This is a genomic window from Natronosporangium hydrolyticum (assembly GCF_016925615.1).
GTDB lineage: Bacteria > Actinomycetota > Actinomycetes > Mycobacteriales > Micromonosporaceae > Natronosporangium > Natronosporangium hydrolyticum.
Window position 1 is genome coordinate 5,064,379 of record NZ_CP070499.1, and the last position, 19,225, is coordinate 5,083,603.

The window sequence follows — 19,225 nt, forward strand, 5'->3', positions numbered from 1 at the left end:
CGTGAAGATGCACCGCTCCGAGCGCAGCGTTGATCAACCCCGGCGCACTGCCGCTCCCCGGCCAAGAGGTACGACGGTCGAACTGTTCGGGGCCTCGGATAGAGGGCACAACGTCGGTAGTGTCGCCGCTGCTGTCCTAGTCGTTCTGTTACTCGGAGCGGTGGGAGGTTGGGCAGCGCGGACGTTGTTGGCTTCTGCCCCAGATGTACTAGAGTCACCCGGATTTACTCTGGCTGCGGCGCGGCAGGACACAGTCCAGCAGTCCATTCAGCTTTCGACGAGCGCACGGTGGCAGTCGGAGGTCACGCTGAGCAGCCGGGCCTCAGGTACTGTCACCGCCATCCAGGCGACGGGCGAGGCGGTGGCTTCTGGTGAAGCCCTGCTACACGTCAATCTACGACCGGTGGTGGCGGCTGAGGGCGATGTCCCCGCCTTTCGCGATCTGAGCCAAGGCGACTCGGGTGCAGATGTGGCTCAGCTGCAGCGATTGCTGGCCAGTCAGGGATTCTGGTCGGAGTCGGCCGATGGGAGCTTCGACTATCGTCTCTACTGGGCAGTTCGCGCTTGGCAGCGGAATCTTGGGGTCGTGGATGATGGCAGGGTCCGCGCTGGGGACGTCGTTTTTGTGCCGCGGCTGCCCGCCAAGCTAGCTCTGGACGAGGAGGTGCAGGTTGGCACGGTGCTGACTGGGGTGGAGCCATTGATTCATGTGCTGCCGGAGAAGCCCACATTCACCATTCAGCTGCCGGAAGGACAGGCGCGGCTGGTTCAGCTGGGAATGGCCGTGACCATCCACCACGAGTCAGGGTCGGAGTGGCAAGCAGAGATCATCGACATCAGGGTGACCGACGAGGGCCAGAGATCGGCGTCGCTGGCAGGTCTCGCAGGCCGTCCGGTCTGCGGAGATGAGTGCGATGTGCTTCCGCTGTCGGAGGAGACGCTGCTGCCGAGCACGATCGAGGTGATAGCACCGGTTCAGGGAGTGGCGGTGCCGGCCTCCGCCGTGGTGACCACCGCGACCGGTGAAACCGTCGTCGTCATGGAGAGCGGAGACCTCCAGCAGGTCACGGTAGTCGCTGCTGCAGCTGGTATGGCGGTTGTCGAAGGGATCGAACTCGGGGACCTCGTCCGTGCCCCGGGGACCGATCCGGCACAGCTTGAGGTTGCGCCGTGAGCTCCCCGCCTTCCGATCCACTTTCGGCTGTCGATGTCACCTTTGGGTACCGAGCCAATGAGCCGATTCTGAACCGGTGGCACGCGCGGTTCCCTGCCGGTACGGTTACTGCCTTGACCGGCCCTTCCGGCTGCGGTAAGTCTACTATGCTCTATGTTCTTGGGTTGATGCTGCGTCCGCAAGGCGGCCAGGTCTGCTTCGACGGCGCACAAGTAGACCATCTGCCAGACGCCGCGCGGGCCAGGTTGAGAGCTCACAGGTTCGGTTTCGTCTTCCAGGACGCGGCGCTGGATGCCACCCGTACCGTGCTCGACAATGTCGTGGAGACGGCGCTGTACCGCTCACAGCCACGCCGGGAGGCGGTTGATAAGGCGTACGCCCTAATGAGCCGATTCGGCGTCGAAATCCGCGCGAAGCACCGGCCGGGCCAGATCTCGGGGGGTCAGGCACAGCGGATCGCTCTGTGTCGGGCGCTGCTGAGCGCTCCCTCGGTGATCCTGGCGGATGAACCAACGGGCAACCTCGACCCGGTTTCCAGCACCGCGGTGATCGAGGCTTTGCGTGAGAGTGCGGCTCATGGTGCGGCTGTCGTCATCTCAACCCACGACGCCGCGGTGGTTGGCGAGTGCGACCGGCGCCTCGACCTCGGGCGCACAGGTTGAAGCGGGGCATCCTTCGTGAAGCGGTCGCCACCGCAGGTAGCCAACTGGTGGCGAGCATGTTGACGGTCTTTGTTGTTGGGGCGATGTGTACGGCGGTGCTGCTGACAACGGGGCGGACGGTCGCGGCGGAGCAGGCGGTGCTCGCGGAGGTTGACGCTGCTGGCACCCGAAGCATCGTCGTCCGCGCGGTCGTTGATGCCGGCGTCACGGTTACTACGCTGGAACGATTGCGGGCAGTGGCGGGGGTGGCGTACCTAGCTGGCTTCGGGCCTGTCGTCGATGCCCGTAACCCGACGGTGCCGGGCACGGCTGCGGTGGCGTTGCGTCCGGCGTATGGGCTGGTCGAGCAGGGACCAGCCACGGCAGACTCGTGGGCCTCCCAGACGGCGCTGGCCTCGCCGGCGGCCGCGGCCGAGCTGGGGCTACATGACGGGACCGGAGCACTGCTGGCAGGCGACGGGCAGGAGGTGGTGGTGACTGGAGCTGTGGTGACGCCCTCACATCTGACCTTCCTGGAACCTCTGCTCATTGCTCCGGTTGTGGCTCCCGGCCCAGACGAGCCTGTGACGCTGCTGGTGGTCGTCGCTGAAAGTCCGGGCGAGGTGGCTGCGGTGGAGGCGGTTGTGCGGGACCTGTTACCTGCCGCTGAGCCGGGAGACGTGACCGTCGAAACCAGCGCCGAGCTGGCCGCAGTCCGTTCCGCGATCGCAGGCGAATTAGGCACTCACGGCCGTAGCACCGTGCTCGGGATCTTGGTTGTCTCGGCTCTGCTGGTTACGGTGAACCTGCTTGCCGTGGTGGCGATGCGTCGCCGAGACTTCGGTCGGCGGCGTGCGCTGGGTGCTACGAGGTCGTTTATCGTCGCAATCATAATGCTCCAGGTAGCGCTGTTGGCGATCGCCGGTGCATCACTCGGCACCGTGGCTACGCTGGTTGGGCTCGTGCTGAGCCAGAGCCCTTTGCCTGGAGTTCTGTTCTCGCTCGCGCTCGGGACAGCGGCGGTGTTGGCGGCGACTGCCGCCGCGGTCGTCCCCGCAATCATCGCCTCACGCCGGGACCCGTTGCACGAGCTTCGGTTGCCGTGAATTCGAGTGTCTGCGCTGCCGGAGCTGAGACGGTCGGGCCTTCAAACCGCAGCATCCGTCGCATTGACCCCCTACACCGGTGCCCTCGAACACCTCGCGGTCGTCGAGGCCACCGGCACGACCGGCCCAGCCGCCGTCCGGACGCTGAAAGAGCAGCTACGCGACCGCACGACCCCGAACGACGATGAGATCACCCGGGAGACTCACATCAGCACGCTCGCCAGAATGTGGCTAGACGAGATAACTGCCGAGGAACCTGTCACACCACAAACCATCAGCAGGTACGAGATCAGCATCCGGGTTTCGATCGTGCCCGCCCTGGGGAACCTGCGTATCCGGGAAGCCACCGCAGGCCGCCTCGACCGGTTCCTACGCACGGTAGCTGAGGACCGTCCATCAGCGGCAAAGGGCGCGAAGGTCGCCCTCGGCCAGATGTTCGCCTCATCGTCAAGCCTGCTCTCGCCCCGGACAGCTCCGACATCCTCGAACGCCTCGGGTCTGCTCCGGAGCACGCCGGCACCAGACACCAAGGCCGGAGAAAGCCCCGGGCTGGGTGACCCGGCACCCCGTAACCGTCACCGCCCCGAACCTGATCGCCGGTGGGCATTTTCGGGGGGGTCGGGGGCGATTCACAATCGCATAGACAAACATGAGGCCCTGACCAATGTTGATGCTGGTCAGGGCCTCGTTCTGAGCCGCCTGTCGGAATCGAACCGACGACCTATGCTTTACGAGAGCATCGCTCTGACCGACTGAGCTAAGGCGGCAGGGTTGCCGGTCTAGTGTACGCGAGCCGCGGCCGGTCGGGTCGCCGGGCCGCTGGGCGGTGTCCGCTGGCCGGAGTGAACGAGCCACCGCAACGGGTGAGACAGTCCGGGCGGAAGTGAACTACCGTGCAGGAATGGACCCGCTGCGCCGCCCCGACCGCCTCGACCCCCGCCAACTCGGGTTTACGCCACAGCCCCAGGTGCCCTGGCTGTCCCCGGCGTTGCTACTGCGCACCGGCCTGCGTACCGGGTTGGCGATGGTCTTCGGTGCCTACCTGGACAAGCGGGAGCTGCAGGGCGCCCTGCCGTCCCGCAGCTATCGACAGCCGGGCGATAACGGCGAGTTGTGGCTCGACTACGTTGCGGATACCGGGGATGGCTTCGACGCCACCTACTCGGTCGCCTACCTGCTGGCCCAGCCCGAGCTCGCCGTCGACGGCGAGCAGCTGCCCCGCGGCCAGACGCTGGTGATGGGCGGCGACCTGGTCTACCCGTCAGCGAGCATGGAGAAGTACGAGGACCGACTCAAGGGCCCGTTCACCGCGGCGCTGCCGCTGCCCCCCGAGGACGGCCCGCAGCCCACCCTGTACGCGCTGCCCGCCAACCACGACTGGTACGACGGGCTCACCGCCTTCCTCCGCGTCTTCGTCGGCGAGCGGACCCACCACGTCGGCGGCTGGCGCACCGAACAGACTCGCTCCTACTTCGCGGTCCAGCTACCCCACAACTGGTGGTTGTTCGCGCTCGACGAAGCCTTCGGCGCCTACCTGGACGACCCGCAGCTGGTCTACTTCGAACAGGTCGCCGAGCAGCTGGGCCCAGACGACCGGATCATCCTGGTGGTCCCCGCCCCGAACTGGTCCAAGCAGGACCCGAAGGGCTACGACACGATCGACTACTTCCTGCGTAAGGTGATCGGCCCGACCGGCGCCCGGGTGCCGATGATGGTCGCCGGGGACCAGCACTACTACGCCCGGTATTCACACCCGGAGCGAGAGCTCTTCACCTGCGGTGGTGGTGGCGCATATCAGACCGCCACCCACACGCTGCCGGAGCAGCTGACCGTGCCGCCGCCACGGACCATCGTCCGTAAAGCCAGTCCACCACGGGAGTACGAGCTGGCGGCGCGCTTCCCGGAGCAGGCGCGGTCACGGCGGCTCACCTGGGGTGTCTTCAGCAAACTGATCCCCCGCAACCCCGGCTTCGCCGCGTTGATCGGGGTGATCCAGACCCTGCTGATGCTGGCTGTCGCTGGCGCGGCGACGCAGACCTCGATCGCCGAGGAGCGCCTCTTCACGATCCCACTGCTGGTGATGGTCGTGCTGGTGATGGGCTTGTCGATCGGCTTGGCCTGTTTCCCGACCGGTGGCCCGAAGACCGCCCGGCACCTGCTGGCCGGGGCGTTACATGGGCTTGCCCAGATCGCGCTCGCGGTCGCGGGCGCGTTGCTGTGGCTGGCGCTGCCGTTCGCGACCTGGCACTGGCCGTTGCCGCTGCTCGCCGCGTTTCTCCTCTATGCGCCGCTCGCCGCGCTGGTGGGGGCTCAACTGGTCGCCGGCTATCTGTGGTTGGGCTCCTGGTTCGGCATCAACCTGAATGAGCTCTTCGCCGCGCAGGGGATCGAGGACAACAAGAGCTTCCTGCGGCTGCACATCGCCGGTGACGGGACGTTGACCGTCTATCCGATCGGCGTCGAGAAGGTCTGCCGCCGGTGGCGGACCGACCCGGACGCCGAGCAGGCCGACGCCTCCTGGATCGTCCCCACCACCGCAGACACCCCCAGGTACCGCCTCATCGAGTCACCCGTCCAGATCCCGGGTTAGTCCGCTCCCGTCTCACCTTCCGCTCCGGAGAGCCGCGACACGCCCTCGTCCGGTTGACCGTTACGTCGGCCGGGGCACGCTGGCGCCCGCCGACCGTGACATCGGGCTGTGGAGCCTCGTTGGTCAACGACGTGGGCACATGGTGGCGAATCGCCGTCGAGCGTCCCTGAGTCGTGCCCCACCCCCATCGCCAATCACGTAACGGTTTCTCCGCAGAGGATGTCCATGACGGACCCGTATCCACATTCGCCCACGCGTCGCCGATTCCGGCGCGGCGCCGCCGCCACCGCCGCGGCAGCGCTCGCCGGCACGGTCCTGGCGCCAGGGATCGCGACCGGGCCCGCAGCGGCGGCGCCCGACTGTGACGACGCGCTTCCTTACCGCGCCGCCGCCACCGCTGACCTGCTCCGGCTCAGCCCGCTCGACCTGCCGATCCCGGGCCTGGGGCCGCTGGTGGACGCCCGGATCGCGTCGTCCGGTGCGGGCATGGCGGCCGATGGCGCCCCGGCTGCTGTCGCAGCCGCCCGGGACCTCGAACTGAACCTGCTCGGCGCCGACCTAACGACCCCGCTGTCGGTGCAGCAGACTGCGCCTCCCGCCAACGGCGCTGGCGCCAAGGACTCCCGGGCGGCGCTGGTGCTCCCCGGATTCCTGAAGCTCGGGGTAGGCACCGTCGACGCCCACGCCACCTGGGACGACGAGCTGACCTGTGGAACGCCCAACGGCGCAGTCGCCACCGGCAGCAGCTCGCTGGTCGACGTCGAACTGCTGCCGGGGGAGGACCACGGCGCGCTGGTGGCGCTGCCCGACAACCTCAGCAGCTGGTCGGAGACCGGCCTGGTGGAGCACGACGGCGCCGCGGCCGCCCAGGCCACCGCCGCCGCCTCGCTGGCGGACCTGCGGGTCTTTGCCGGCTCCTCCCGCGAGATCACGGTCAAGGTGATCAGCGAGCCGACGTTGCAGGTGACCGCCACCGGCGTGGCCGACACCTCCGTGGTGAACTACGACTCCCCGGTGCTCGAAGTGGACGTGCCCGGTGTCGGATCGGTCACGGTCGACGCCGACCAACCCACCGTCGACATCGCACTCCTCCCGTTGGCTCCGCCGGCCGACCTGCTCGGACTGCGCTCGCTGGTCGGATACACCCTGGATGACGTGTTCGACGGGTTGAATCAGCAGCACCTCAGCGGTTTGACCACCGATGGCCAGCAGACCACCACCGCGCTGCCCGACCTCGACGCGCCAGAGCCGAGCAACGCCGGTTCGCTGCCACAGCTGGCAGACGTGGTTTCGGAGCCCACCGGGCTCAACCTCGACAACCTTGCTGTGCTTCGGCTCTCGGTCGGCGAGCTGGAAGCGGCGATCGGCGACGATGAGGTGAGCGCCGCCGCCGCCTCAGTGCGGCTGCAGCTGCTGCGCTGGGGTGGCAAGTCCGGCCCGGCGGACCAGGCCGACGCGGTGCTCGACCTCGGCATCGGGCTGCTCTCGGCGAACGCCGAGGCGCCGGAGCCGGTGCAGGACGATCCAGTCGACCCCACGCCGCCCGGCGGAGGTGGTGAGTGCGAAGAGTGCCCGGATGACGAGCTTCCGGTTACCGGCTCGACCTTCGGCATGATCGCCGGCGCCGGAGTACTGCTGGCCCTGGCTGGGCGGCTGATGATGCTGGTGGGCCGCGGTAACCGCGGGAAGCGCCTGCGGATCGGCTGACGTACCTTCCGGTAGCTCGCTGTGAGCAGATCCGGCGCGGCTCAGGTCAGCCCCGCCACAGCTCCAGCATCATCGACTCGACCGCGATCCGCGGCTTGACGTTCGCCTCGATCGCGTCGCGGCAGGCGAGCACCGCCTCCAGCCGGCGCAGGGTGCTCTCAGCGGGCCAGCGCGCGGCCGCCGCCGTGGTCTGCTCGCCGACGTCGCTGTGCACCTGCGCAACCGGTGCCCGCAGGCTGGTCACTAGCACGTCGCGGTAGAACCCGGCGAGGTCGACCAGCGCTCGGTCCAACGCGTCCCGCTGGGTACGGGTGGCGCGGGACTTCTGCCGCCGTTCCAGCTCCTTGAGCTGACCGGCGCCGCCGCGCACCACCCCGGACGTGCCGCGGCCGGTGGCGCCGGCGCCGAGCGCGGTCTCCAACTCGGCGCGTTCGGCCGCGTCGAGCTCCGCCACCGTGGCCGCCGCCTCCGACTCCGCCGCGTTGATCAATGATTCGGCGGCGTCGAAACAGGCGCCGATGCTGGTCAGGGCGCGCGGCACCCCGAGCACCGCGTCCCGCCGATGCCGAGCGTCCGGGTCAGCGGCGAGCCGCCTCGCCCGTCCCACGTGCCCCTGCGCCGCGGCGGCCGCCCAGGCCGCCACCTCGGCGGAGACTCCGTCCCGGGCCTGCAGCAGCTGCGACACCGCCGCCGGCGCCGGCTGCCGCAACGCCACCACCCGGCACCGGGATCGGATCGTCACCGAGATGTCGTCCGGGTGCAGCGACGGGGTGCAGAGTAGGAAGACGGTCCGCGTCGGCGGCTCCTCCACCGCCTTCAACAGCGCGTTCGAGGCGGCCTCGGTGAGCCGGTCGGCGTCTTCCACCAGCAGCACCTGCCATCGGCCGCTGGCTGGGGTGCTGGCCGCCCGCATCACCAGCTCCCGCATCTGGCTCACCGGGATGGACAACCCCTCCGGAATGACCAGTTGAACGTCGGCGTGGGTGCCGGTCAGGCTCGTGTGGCAGCCGGTGCAGCCGCCGCAGCCGTCGCCGCGGTGGCACTGCAGCGCCGCCGCGAAGGCCCGCGCCGCCACCGACCGGCCAGAGCCGGGTGGGCCGGTGAAGAGCCAGGCGTGGGTCATCGCGCCCGGGTCGACGGTCTCCTCGTCGCGGAGGGTCGCGCTCGCGGCAGCGGCGGCCCGGGTCAACGTCGCCACCACCTCGTCCTGACCCACCAGCGAGTCGAAGACCGACATCAGCCGCGCCGTTCCAGCTCCTGGTCGACGATCGACCGTAACTCCACGTCAAAGGCGCGGGGCGGCTGCGGCGGCGCCGACGGCGGCAACATCGGACCCACCCGGTCCAGCACCGCCGCGGCGATCTCTTCCGGCGGCAGGGTGGCGTCGAGCACCAGGTAGCGGGAAGGCTCGTCGGCGGCGAGATCGAGGAAGGCGTCCCGGACCCGTTCGTGGAACGCCAGCGACTCACGCTCCAGCCGGTCGGGCGCCTTGCCCCGGTCGGCGACCCGGTCCAGGCCGACCTCCGGCGCCACGTCTAGTAGCACCACCAGGTCGGGCTTGAGTCGGCCGGTCGCCCACGACGACAACCACGCGACCTCCTCCACCGGCAGGCTCCGCCCCGCGCCCTGGTACGCGAGTGACGAGTCCACATACCGGTCGCTGACCACCACGGAGCCGTGGGTCAGGGCTGGCCGGATCACCGTCGCCACATGGTGTGCCCGGTCTGCGGCGTACAGCAGCGCCTCGGCCCGCGGAGTCGGGGCCGCCGGGCCGTGCGCGCCGCCGAGCAGCATCCCCCGGATCCGGGCACCGAACTCGGTCGCCCCCGGCTCCCGGGTGACCACCACCTGCTGCCCCTGCCCACGCAGCGCCTTCGCCAGCCGGGTCACCTGGGTGGATTTGCCGGCTCCCTCGCCGCCCTCGAAGACCACGAACAGACCGGCCCAGGCCACCGGCTGCGGCGCCGAGAGCGGCCGCCCCCGCAGCGAGCCCCACAGGTCGGCCAGCACCGGCACGCCGGGCTTGTCGTCCATCTGCCGGAACGCCAGCCGCCCGGCGAGGATCCCGAACACCCCGGCGACCAGGAGCAGGACCCGGGTCCAGGAGACCGACAGCTGCGCCAACCCCAGGTTGAGCATCCGGGAACCACCGGCGCCGGCGACCGGGCCGGTCACGGCGATCGCCAACATCAGCACCGCCCGGACACTGGTGTGCACGAACGCGAACACCCGGCCCCGGACGTCGTCGCCGACCTCGCCGCCGAGCAGCGTGATCCCCGAGAGGAACGCCATGCCGGCGCCGGCGCCGACCAGCAGCGCCCCCACCACCGCGATGCTCAGATGCACCGCGACCGCCAGCACGATCACCCCGATCGCGGCGAGCATGATGCTCATGCCGAACCAGCGTCGCCGGGACAGCTCGCCGATCAGCCACGGCCCGAGCCCGACCCCCACCCCGAGGCCCAGGAAGATCAGGCCGAACAGCAGGTAGAAGGTGGCGTTGCCGCCGCCCAACGACTGGGCGTAGAACTGCGCCGTGCCGACCACGATGCCACCGGCGGCGAACGCCCCCAGGATGCCGAGCACCAGGCCCCGCACCAGCCGGGTCTGGCCGATGTATTTCCAGCCCTCCACGAACTGCCGCAGCAGCGCCGGCTGCTCCACGTGGGCCACGCCGTCCCGGCCGCTGATCTCCTTGATGCCGAAGAAGACCACCAGCCCGGTGGCGAGCCGGGAAGCGGCGTTGAGGAACAGCGCCACTATGGTGGCGGCGGCGCCGGCCTGCCAGGCCCGGTCGGCGTCGACCGACTCCAGCAGCGGCTCCATGCCCGCCAGCATCAGCGCCGCCGCCACCGGCGCCAGCCCGTAGGTGACGATCAGCGACAGCTGGTTGGCGGCCTCAAGCTTGGCCCGCGGCACCAGGTTTGGCAGCGCGGCATCTTTCGCTGGGTTCCAGACCAGCGTGATCGCCTCGATGATGAAAATGGCGATCGCCATCCAGCCGAGCACCATCCACTGCGGCAGATCACCGACCAGGAACGCCAGCGGGATCGAGGCGAAGAGTAGGAACCGCAGCAGGTCACAGACGAAGAGGGTGTACCGCCGGTCGAACCGGTCGGCGATCACCCCGGCCACGGTGCCGAGCACGAGCGCCGGCAGCAGCCGGATGCCGATCGCCCCGCCGAACGCGACCCCCTTGGCCCAGGCGGGCTCCACCAGCGTCGTGGCGAGGATGGCGGTGGCGAGGATGCCGACCCAGTCGGCCAGCGCCGCCACCGACAACACGCCCCACAGCCGGCGGAACGGCCGGATCCGCAGGACCGCCCGCGCCGCCTGGAAGCCGGAGAGATCCACCGGTGCGTCTCCCCCAGTCACCGGTGGCGGCAGCGGTTGCCCACCGCCCCCCGAACCCGTGACGCTCATCTGCTGGCCGTTCCTTCGCCTGTGCCGTCCGCCCCTGGGACGTCCCCTGCGCCTCACTGTATCGGGCGCAGCCCAGCCGGCCACCCCAAGTTTACCCGTGATCCGGACCTCAGGGTCGTCTCAGGGTTGCGGCCAGCGGCTACGGCTGCCGTACCAACCGGCCGGTGAACTGCCGGTGCAGATACTCGCGCACCAGCGCCTTCGCCTCGGTAAGCACTTGTTCGTCGCCCTTGTTGTCCCGCCGGAACGCGAACCGGATCAGCGCGTCGCCGGCCTCCAGCGCGATCGCCAACGCGAAGCGCAGCTCGTCGGCGTCGGGGACCGGAAACTTCGCTACCAGCACCTCGGCGAGCTGTTCGGCGATGACCGCGTTGTTGTCCCGCTGCTCGTCGAGCAGGTGCATGTCCACAACATCGCCGAAGTGGAGAGTGCGGAAGCCGGGGACGGTCCGGTGCATGTGGATGTATTCGTCGATGGCGGCACCGACCCCGTCCCACCAGTCGGTGAGCTCTGAGCTGGTCACCCGTTCGGTGAGCCGCTGAAGATACGCCTCCAGGTTGCGCTGGGTCAACGCCTGCACCACGGCGCGCTTGTCCGGGAAAAATTGGTAGACCGATCCGATCGCGACTCCGGCTCGCTCCGCGAGCAACGTGGTCGTGAGTCCCTCGTACCCAACCTCGTCCACAAGCGCGGCGCAGGCGTCGAGCATCCGCTGCACCCGCGCCACGCTGCGTCCCTGGACCGGGAAGCGGCGCAGCGGGCTGCCGGTAGACCGAGCCGGGGGGTCGACAGGCACGGTAGCTGTCACATCGTCACCCTTCGTGCGGCGTGCACAGTTCTGCACGGAAATGAAACCCTACTCGGGTCAACGACACTGCTGCCCTGACGAATCGGTTATTTCGGGCTCAAGTTCCGCCGTACAGAATAGAGCTGACCGACCGGCCACCCACAGCGGGTGGCCGGTCGGTCGAGACGGCAGATCGAGTCGGCAGCCGGCCAGCAACGGCCGTGGCCGGATCAGGTGTCGGAAGCCCCCGCGGCCTGCTCGGCGGATGCCTGCGCGGTGGTCGACTTCTTCGCGGTGGTCTTCTTCGCGGTGGTCTTCTTGGCCGCCGCCTGCTTCGCCGTGGCTTTCTTCGGCGCGGCCTTCTTCGCCGTGGCCTGCTTCGCAGTGCTCTCCGCCGCCTTCTTGGCGGTGGTCTTCTTCGCCGTGGTCTTCTTCGGCGCGGCCTTCTTGCCCGCCTTCTTCGGAGCCGGACCCGCCGCCCGCCGCTCCATCAACATCTGGGACGCCTGCTCCAGGGTCATGCCCTCTACCGTCATCCCGCGGCGCAGCGAGGCGTTCGTCTCACCATCGGTCACGTACGGGCCGAACCGACCGTCCTTGATCACCACAGCCTTCTCGGTGAGCGGGTCGGCTCCCAGCTCCTTCAACGGCGGCGCCGGCGCCCGGCGACCGCGGGTCTTCGGCGCCGCGAGCAGCGCCAGCGCCTCCGCCACCGTCAACGTGAACAGCTGCTCTTCGTTCTCCAACGACCTGGTGTCGCTGCCCCGTTTCAGATAGGGCCCATACCGCCCGGAGGCGACCAGGATCTCCTCACCAGCCTCATCGGTGCCGACCACCCGCGGCAAGCTCAACACCTTGAGCGCGTCCGCCAGCGTGAGCTGCTCCGGGCTGTGCGAACGTAGCAGCGAGGCGTTTTTTTCGCCGTGCGACACGTACGGCCCGTACCGCCCCGACTTGAGCACGATCGGCTCCCCGGTGTCGGGATGTTCGCCCAGCTTGCGCTCGCCGCCGCCGCCGAGGAACAGCTCCGCGACCTTCTCCGGGGTCAGCTCGTCGGGCGCCACCCCGTCCGGGATCGGCGCCCGGTCCCGATCCCCGTCGCTCTCGCCGCCGCCGTCGCCCTCGCCACCGCCGGCCGCCGGCGCCGTCTCCTCCTCCGCCCGGAACCGCTGCAGGTACGGGCCGTACCGGCCGACCCGAACCACGACGGTACGGCCGTCTTCGTCGGTGAAGAGCGGGATCGAGTTCACCGACCGGGCGTCGATCTCACCGAGCTGCTCGGTCACCAGCCGCTTCAGCCCGCCCGCCCGGGCGATCGAGCCCTCGCCGCCGAGATCGTCACCGGCGCCGAAGTAGAACGCCCGCAGGAAGTCGATCCGTGCGGCCTCCCCGGCGGCGATCCCGTCGAGCTCGTCCTCCATCGCCGCGGTGAAGTCGTAGTCGACCAGCCGCGGATAGTGGCGCTCCATCAGCCCGACCACCGCGAACGCGGTGAACGAGGGGATCAGCGCCTGACCGCGCTTAAAGACGTAGCCGCGGTCCTGAATCGTTTGCATGATCGACGCGTACGTGGACGGTCGGCCGATCCCCCGCTCCTCCAGCGCTTTCACCAAGCTCGCCTCGGTATACCGGGCGGGCGGCGCGGTGGTGTGCCCGACCGCTTGCAGCTCCTCCGCGGTCAGCGGTTGGTCTTTGGCCAGGTTGGGCAGTCGGCGTTCGGCGTCCTCAGCCTCGGCATCGGCGTCGTCGCTGGACTCCACATACGCCTTGAGGAAGCCCGGGTCGATGATGGTCTTGCCGGTGGCGGCGAAGTCGCACTCCTCGCCAGCGTTCGACACCGCCCGGATCCGCACCGAGACCGACTGGCCGACCGCATCGGTCATCTGGGACGCGATGGTCCGGCGCCAGATCAGCTCGTAGAGCCGGAGCTCCTCGGCGGAGACCTCCTCGGCGATGTCGCCGGGGGTGCGGAACGCGTCACCGGCCGGCCGGATCGCCTCGTGCGCCTCCTGCGCGTTCTTCACCTTGCCGGTGTAGCGGCGCGGCTGCGGCGGCACGAACCGGTCGCCGAACAGCTCCGCCACCTGGGTACGGGCGGCCGCGATGGCGGTGTCGGAGAGGTTGACCGAGTCGGTCCGCATGTAGGTGATGTAGCCGTTCTCGTACAGCCGCTGCGCCACCCGCATCGTCACCGCCGAGGACATCCGCAGCTTACGGGCGGCCTCCTGCTGCAGCGTCGAGGTGATGAACGGCGGGTACGGCCGGCGCCGGTACGGCTTCGTCTCGACCCGGGTGACGGCGAACGGCCGGTCGGCCAACCGCGCCGCGAGCCCTCGCGCCCCGTCCCCATCCAGGTGGACCACCCCGGAGCCGGGTTTGACCGCACCGGTGGTCGGCTCGAAGTCCTTGCCGGTGGCGATCCGGTCGCCATCCAGCGCGATCAGGGTCGCCCCGAAGGTGCGCGGTCCTTCCCCAACCGAGTCGGGCACCACCGCCAAAGTGGCGGCGATGTCCCAGTACTCCGCCGACCGGAACGCCATCCGGGCGCGTTCCCGATCCACCACGACCCGGGTCGCCACCGACTGCACCCGGCCGGCCGACAGCCCCCGCTGCACCTTCTTCCAGAGCACCGCCGAGACGTCGTAACCGTAGAGCCGGTCCAGGATCCGCCGGGTCTCCTGGGCGTCGACCAGGTCCCGGTTGATGTCGCGCGGGTTGGCGATCGCGGCCTGGATCGCCGGCTTAGTGATCTCGTGGAAGACCATCCGCCGGATCGGCACCTTGGGCTTGAGCGCCTCCACCAGATGCCAGGCGATCGCCTCACCTTCGCGGTCCTCATCGGTGGCGAGGTAGAGTTCGTCGGCCTCTTTCAGCAGTGCACGCAGTTTGGTGACGTGTTTCGAGCGGTCCGGGTTGATGATGTAAACGGGCTCGAAGTCATGGTCGACGTTCACCCCGAGGTAGGCCCAGGGTTCTTTCTTGAACTTCTCCGGCATCTGCTTGGCGCCGGCCGGCAGGTCGCGGATATGACCGAGGCTGGCCTCTACCACCCACCCTGGCCCCAGGTAGCCAGAGATCGTCCTAGCCTTCGCCGGCGATTCGACGACGACCAGTCTGGTGCGCTTATCGGTGGCGGTGCTCGGCACAGCTCTCCTGCGGTCTCGGGTGGAATCGGACATCCACGGTAGCTAGCTGCTGCGGTGACCTACAACGGCGACACCGTACACCAGGTCTCCCCGATCATGAGCATATGTGCAGACTCGCCGCAGCGTTTCCGTCAATATCTCCATGATCGACATCTTCCTGTTCGACTCACATGATTCACGACGGGGGCACTGGCCACTGGTCAGCGGGGGCGATCGGCGGCGGGTCACCCACCAGCTCCGCCAGCAACGCCAGCCGCCGGCGGCCGTCGACGCGGTACGCCGGCCCCGGCACCAGCGTCGTCGGTAGCCCGAGCGCCCGCAGGGCCGCCTCGGTCGCGGGCCCGCCGGCTGGCCGGCCACCGGGCAGCCCGAGTAGATACCCGTCCGCAGCTGGCGAACCTGCGGCCGCCACCCACAGCCGCAGCGCCTGCCCGTCGAGGTGCAGACCGGCCGGCGGCCCACCGCGCCAACGCTGGGCCAACGCCCACAGCCTGGTCGTGTACGCGGTGCGAACCTCGAACGCCGAGGACGGTCCAGCCGGACCCTCGGCCGGCTCGTGGACCAACTCTTGCTCGGCCCGCTCGTACTCGGCCCGTTCGTCCTCGGCCCGCTCGTGGGCCGGCCCGCCAGCCAGCTCATCGACCGGCGCCCAGCTCGCTGCCAGCCCCCGCCGGGCGAGCTCGCCGATCAGGACATGCACCCGCCAGCCCGCGTCGACCCGGACCCACACCCTGGCCGTACCGCCCATCTGCTGCAGCTGGCCCGGCCCGGCGAGCAAGCCAGCGAGGTCACCCGGGGTCGGCTCGGTGGCCTCGACCCCGAACAACGACGGCTGCATCTGTGGGCTCCCGCCGGTCCCGAGCGGGCCGGACCCCGGGGCGGCCGCGCCGCCCAGCCCACTCATGAAGCTGCGCTGGTGACCTTTCACCGTCACTATGCCCCAACCCGAGGACATCCGCAGTTCCCGGGGCGCTCCGACCCGGCCCCGGGCCAGGCCCTCGCCTACGCGGACATTTCCGGCTTGGTGGGCTGGGTGGGGACCTTGCATGGGGAAATGTCGGATATTCCTCCATGCAAGATCCCCACCCAGCCCACCAAGTAATGGATGCTCGCTGGCGCGGGTACCCGTAACTGGACGAAAAGGGCATATGAACCAGGCGGGGCCGGTGGGATAGTCCCACCGGCCCCGTGACCTGCATCGGCTTGATCAGGAGGTGTAGGCGGACGCCTTCTCCCCTGCCGCCGGCGGCTCCTTGGAGCCGCTGGCGGCGCTCGGCGGCGGCGTCGCGCCGCCCCCGGCCCCGTCGCCCTCATCGTCGCCAGCGGCTGAGACCACGATCGGCTTGCGCTTGCTGAAGATCACCGCGCCTACGATGATCAGCACCGCCACCACCGCGATCCCGGTACGCAGCAGTGGCTGCTCGGTGTCGCCGAGGCTGAACAGCACAACTCCGGGGGCGATCAGCAGCGCCACCAGGTTCATCACCTTCAGCAGCGGGTTGATCGCCGGCCCGGCGGTGTCCTTGAACGGGTCGCCGACGGTGTCGCCGATCACGGTGGCGTCGTGGGCCTCCGAGCCCTTCCCGCCGTGCGCCCCGTCCTCGACCGCCTTCTTCGCGTTGTCCCAGGCGCCACCCGAGTTCGCCAGGAAGACCGCCATCAGCACACCGGTAATGATCGCGCCGGCCAGGAAGGCGGCGAGCGCACCCGGCCCGAGCCCGAACCCGACCGCCACCGGGGCCAGCACCGCGAGCAGCGCCGGTGTCATCAGCTCCCGCTGGGCATCCTTGGTGCAGATGTCCACGACCTTGCCGTACTCGGGCCGCTGGCTGAAGTTCATGATCCCCGGCAGTTCCTTGAACTGACGGCGGACCTCCATCACCACGGCGCCGGCCGACCGGGAGACCGCGTTGATCGTGAGACCCGAGAAGAGGAACACCACCGCGGCACCGACCAGCATGCCGACCAGGTTCACCGGGTTCGCCACGTTCAGCAGCTCGTCGAAGGAGATGATGTCGGTGACGCCGGCCTCGGTGATCGCGTCGAGCACGATCTCCCGGTACGAGCCGAAGAGCGCGGTCGCCGCGAGCACCGCCGTGGAGATCGCGATGCCCTTGGTGATCGCCTTGGTGGTGTTGCCCACCGCGTCCAGGTCGGTGAGAATCCGGGCGCCCGCCTCGTCGATGTCGCCGGACATCTCCGCAACGCCCTGGGCGTTGTCCGAGATCGGGCCGAAGGTGTCCATCGCCACGATCACGCCGACGGTGGTCAGCAGACCGCAGCCGGCCAGCGCCACCGCGAATAGTGACACCGTCAACGCGCCCCCGCCGAGCAGCGAGGCACCGAAGACCGCCGCGCCGAGCACCAGCGCCGAGTAGACCGCGGATTCGAACCCGACGCTCACCCCGGCGAGGATCACGGTGGCCGGCCCGGTCAGCGAGGTCTTGCCGATGTCCCGGACCGGGCGCCGGTTGGTGGCGGTGAAGTAGCCGGTGAGCGCCTGGATGGCGGCGGCGAGCGCGATCCCGATGACCACCGCGCCGATCGCCAACAGCTGCGGGTTGACCGGGTCCCGGTCGCCCTCGCCCAGCCCGAGCGTGTCGCGCCACTGCTCGCCGTGCAGGTCGGCCCAGGAGTTCGGCAGGTACGCGAAGGCCGCCACCGCCACCAGCACCGCGCCGACTCCGGCGGCGATGAAGAACGCCCGGTTGATCGCGGTCAACCCGGTCCGGTCCCCCCGACGCATCCGGGTCATGAACACCCCGGCGATCGCGATCACTGCCCCGATCGCGGCCACGATCAGCGGGAAGACCAGCCCGTCGGCGCCGAACGCGAAACCACCCAGGATCAGCGCGGCGACCAGCACCACCGCGTACGACTCGAACAGGTCGGCGGCCATCCCCGCGCAGTCGCCGACGTTGTCGCCCACGTTGTCGGCGATCACCGCCGCGTTGCGGGGGTCGTCCTCCGGGATGTGCTGCTCGACCTTGCCCACCAGGTCGGCGCCGACGTCGGCGGCCTTGGTGAAGATGCCGCCACCGACCCGCATGAACATCGCGAGCAGGGCGGCGCCGAAGCCGAAGCCCTCCAGGACCGTGGCCGCATCCCCCTGGTAGATCATGACTACCAGGGCGGCGCCGAACAGCCCGAGGCCGACGGTCAGGAAGCCGACCACGCCGCCGGTGCGGAAGGCGATGTGCATCGCCCGTTCCCGGCTGCCGTCGCCCATCCGGGCGGCCGCAGCGACCCGCAGGTTCGCCCGGGTCGCCAGCGCCATACCGGCCGCGCCGATGAACGCGCTGAACGCGGCGCCGATCACGAAGAAGACCGAGCGGCCGATCCGTACCGCCAGCTCACTGCCGCCGACCTCGTGCACCGGCAGCACCATCAGCACCACGAAGGCCAGCACCACAAAGACGGCAACGGTCTTGAGCTGCCGGAAGACGTACGCGGCGGCACCCTCTTGGACCGCACCGGAGATCTCCTGCATCTTCGCGGTGCCGCGGTCTGCCTTCAGCACCGACTGCACCATGGCGGCGGCGAAGCCGAGGGCGACTAGCCCGATAACAGCGGCTATAACCACATATGAGAGGTTTATCCCACTAAGTGATAGGCCGCTCTCCACGGCGAGTGGGCTCTCGGACATCGTTGTCCTCCTGTACCGAATACAACTGGGCCCGGCGTGGGCTGGACCTGGCGGCTCATGACCGGCGGTTCACCGGCCCGAAAATCCCTGTTGATCCGTGTACCTTACTGGCCGGTCAAGTGGCGCCGCTCACGTGGGCCAGATCACGATGTGTCAGCTGGGTAACGTCTGGCTTGCCGGCCTGTTTCCGGTCACCCGACCGGTCCACCGCGCACGCCTGAGAGCCGACGCCGCACCGGCCAGACCATCCGGACCTCCGAACCCGCTGGACTGTTGTGCACCGACAGGTCGTCCACGAGCGCCGCCAGCAGCGCCTCCCCCATCCGGTCGGCGTCGGCAGCCTCCTCCTCACCCGCGTCGGCCGCCGGCGGGGCCGCCTCCGCCCCACAGGCATCCAACACCCGCACCGAGTACGGCCCGTCGTCTGACATCTCGACCCGCACCAGGTCAGCCACCCCGTGCCGCTGATGGCGGGCCACCGCCCGGCCACACGCCTCACCGATCGCGAGCCGCACCTCGTAGAGCCGCTCATCCGGCACCCCGGCGCGGCGCGCCATCGCCACCCCGATCAGCCGGGCCGTCCGCACATACTGCGGCGCGGAAGAGAACGCCAGTTGAATCGTGGGCACCCGCCTCACCCGTTCGGCTGCGCGGGCGGGGCGGTCGCCGCCTCCACCGTCTCGTGCAGCGCGAACACCCGGTCCAGCGCGGTGATCCGGAAAACCTTCAGCAACTTCTCGTTGTCGCACACCAGGCCGAGCTCACCACCGGCCATCCGGAGTCGTTTCAGGGCCCCGACCAGCACCCCCAGCCCGGTCGAATCGAGGAAGTCCACCCGACGCAGATCGACCACCACCCGATGCGAACCGCCCTCGATCACCTCGATCAGCCGCTGCCGCAGCACCGACGCGGTATAGACATCGACCTCCCCGCGCGCCTCCACCACCGTGTAGCCCGCGAACTCACGACTGCTCAGCGACAACTCCATCGGCGTACCTCCCGGTG

The 19,225-nt window shown here is 69.5% G+C and carries 13 protein-coding genes, 1 tRNA gene and 1 pseudogene; 6 read left to right on the forward strand and 9 right to left on the reverse strand.

Features of this window, described 5'->3' with window-relative positions; all coding sequences use genetic code 11:
* Positions 1–469 precede the first annotated feature (469 nt).
* From JQS43_RS22890 to JQS43_RS22905, 4 genes and pseudogenes are all read left to right on the forward strand, one after another.
* A complete protein-coding gene (locus JQS43_RS22890; RefSeq protein WP_239676430.1) occupies positions 470–1,174 on the forward strand; it encodes a peptidoglycan-binding domain-containing protein in 705 nt (234 codons plus the stop codon).
* Entirely contained in the window at positions 1,171–1,836 is a 666-nt protein-coding gene (locus JQS43_RS22895; RefSeq protein WP_275580961.1) for an ABC transporter ATP-binding protein, read from the forward strand. The genes JQS43_RS22890 and JQS43_RS22895 overlap by 4 nt, the downstream gene beginning before the upstream one ends.
* 56 nt (positions 1,837–1,892) lie before the next feature.
* On the forward strand, positions 1,893–2,921 hold the full coding sequence (locus JQS43_RS22900) for an FtsX-like permease family protein (RefSeq protein WP_338037193.1): 1,029 nt from the start codon (positions 1,893–1,895) through the stop codon (positions 2,919–2,921).
* Between the two features lie 102 nt (positions 2,922–3,023).
* A pseudogene (locus JQS43_RS22905) lies at positions 3,024–3,362 on the forward strand (site-specific integrase); the annotation flags it as partial.
* Positions 3,363–3,614: 252 nt separating this feature from the next.
* Here JQS43_RS22905 and JQS43_RS22910 read toward each other — a convergent pair.
* Positions 3,615–3,688: transfer RNA gene (locus JQS43_RS22910), tRNA-Thr, on the reverse strand.
* A gap of 134 nt (positions 3,689–3,822) precedes the next feature.
* Between JQS43_RS22910 and JQS43_RS22915 the strand changes: the two genes are divergently transcribed.
* Together JQS43_RS22915 and JQS43_RS22920 are read left to right on the forward strand one after the other, a co-directional pair.
* A complete protein-coding gene (locus JQS43_RS22915) occupies positions 3,823–5,511 on the forward strand; it encodes a metallophosphoesterase (protein ID WP_239676433.1) in 1,689 nt (562 codons plus the stop codon).
* A gap of 225 nt (positions 5,512–5,736) precedes the next feature.
* A complete protein-coding gene (locus JQS43_RS22920) occupies positions 5,737–7,218 on the forward strand; it encodes a hypothetical protein (protein ID WP_239676434.1) in 1,482 nt (493 codons plus the stop codon).
* A gap of 46 nt (positions 7,219–7,264) precedes the next feature.
* Here the strand turns inward: JQS43_RS22920 and JQS43_RS22925 are convergent, their stop codons facing one another.
* From JQS43_RS22925 to JQS43_RS22960, 8 genes are all read right to left on the reverse strand, one after another.
* Entirely contained in the window at positions 7,265–8,458 is a 1,194-nt protein-coding gene (locus JQS43_RS22925) for a DNA polymerase III subunit delta' (RefSeq protein WP_239679541.1), read from the reverse strand.
* A complete protein-coding gene (gene tmk, locus JQS43_RS22930) occupies positions 8,455–10,503 on the reverse strand; it encodes a dTMP kinase (RefSeq protein WP_239679542.1) in 2,049 nt (682 codons plus the stop codon). The genes JQS43_RS22925 and tmk overlap by 4 nt, the downstream gene beginning before the upstream one ends.
* Before the next feature lie 277 nt (positions 10,504–10,780).
* On the reverse strand, positions 10,781–11,350 hold the full coding sequence (locus tag JQS43_RS22935) for a TetR/AcrR family transcriptional regulator (protein ID WP_239679543.1): 570 nt from the start codon (positions 11,348–11,350) through the stop codon (positions 10,781–10,783).
* Between the two features lie 308 nt (positions 11,351–11,658).
* A complete protein-coding gene (gene topA / locus JQS43_RS22940; protein WP_239676435.1) occupies positions 11,659–14,574 on the reverse strand; it encodes a type I DNA topoisomerase in 2,916 nt (971 codons plus the stop codon).
* 175 nt (positions 14,575–14,749) lie between these two features.
* On the reverse strand, positions 14,750–15,412 hold the full coding sequence (locus JQS43_RS22945) for a hypothetical protein (protein WP_239676436.1): 663 nt from the start codon (positions 15,410–15,412) through the stop codon (positions 14,750–14,752).
* Positions 15,413–15,781: 369 nt separating this feature from the next.
* Positions 15,782–18,220 carry a sodium-translocating pyrophosphatase gene (locus tag JQS43_RS22950; protein WP_239676437.1) on the reverse strand — a complete coding sequence of 813 codons (2,439 nt, stop codon included), beginning with the start codon at positions 18,218–18,220 and terminating at the stop codon, positions 15,782–15,784.
* Between the two features lie 191 nt (positions 18,221–18,411).
* The gene (locus JQS43_RS22955; RefSeq protein WP_239676438.1) at positions 18,412–18,849 is read right to left on the reverse strand and encodes an ATP-binding protein; all 438 of its coding nucleotides are present in this window, start codon (positions 18,847–18,849) and stop codon (positions 18,412–18,414) included.
* 5 nt (positions 18,850–18,854) lie between these two features.
* Positions 18,855–19,208, reverse strand: coding sequence for an STAS domain-containing protein (locus JQS43_RS22960; protein WP_239676439.1), 354 nt, complete (start codon positions 19,206–19,208; stop codon positions 18,855–18,857).
* Positions 19,209–19,225 lie beyond the last annotated feature (17 nt).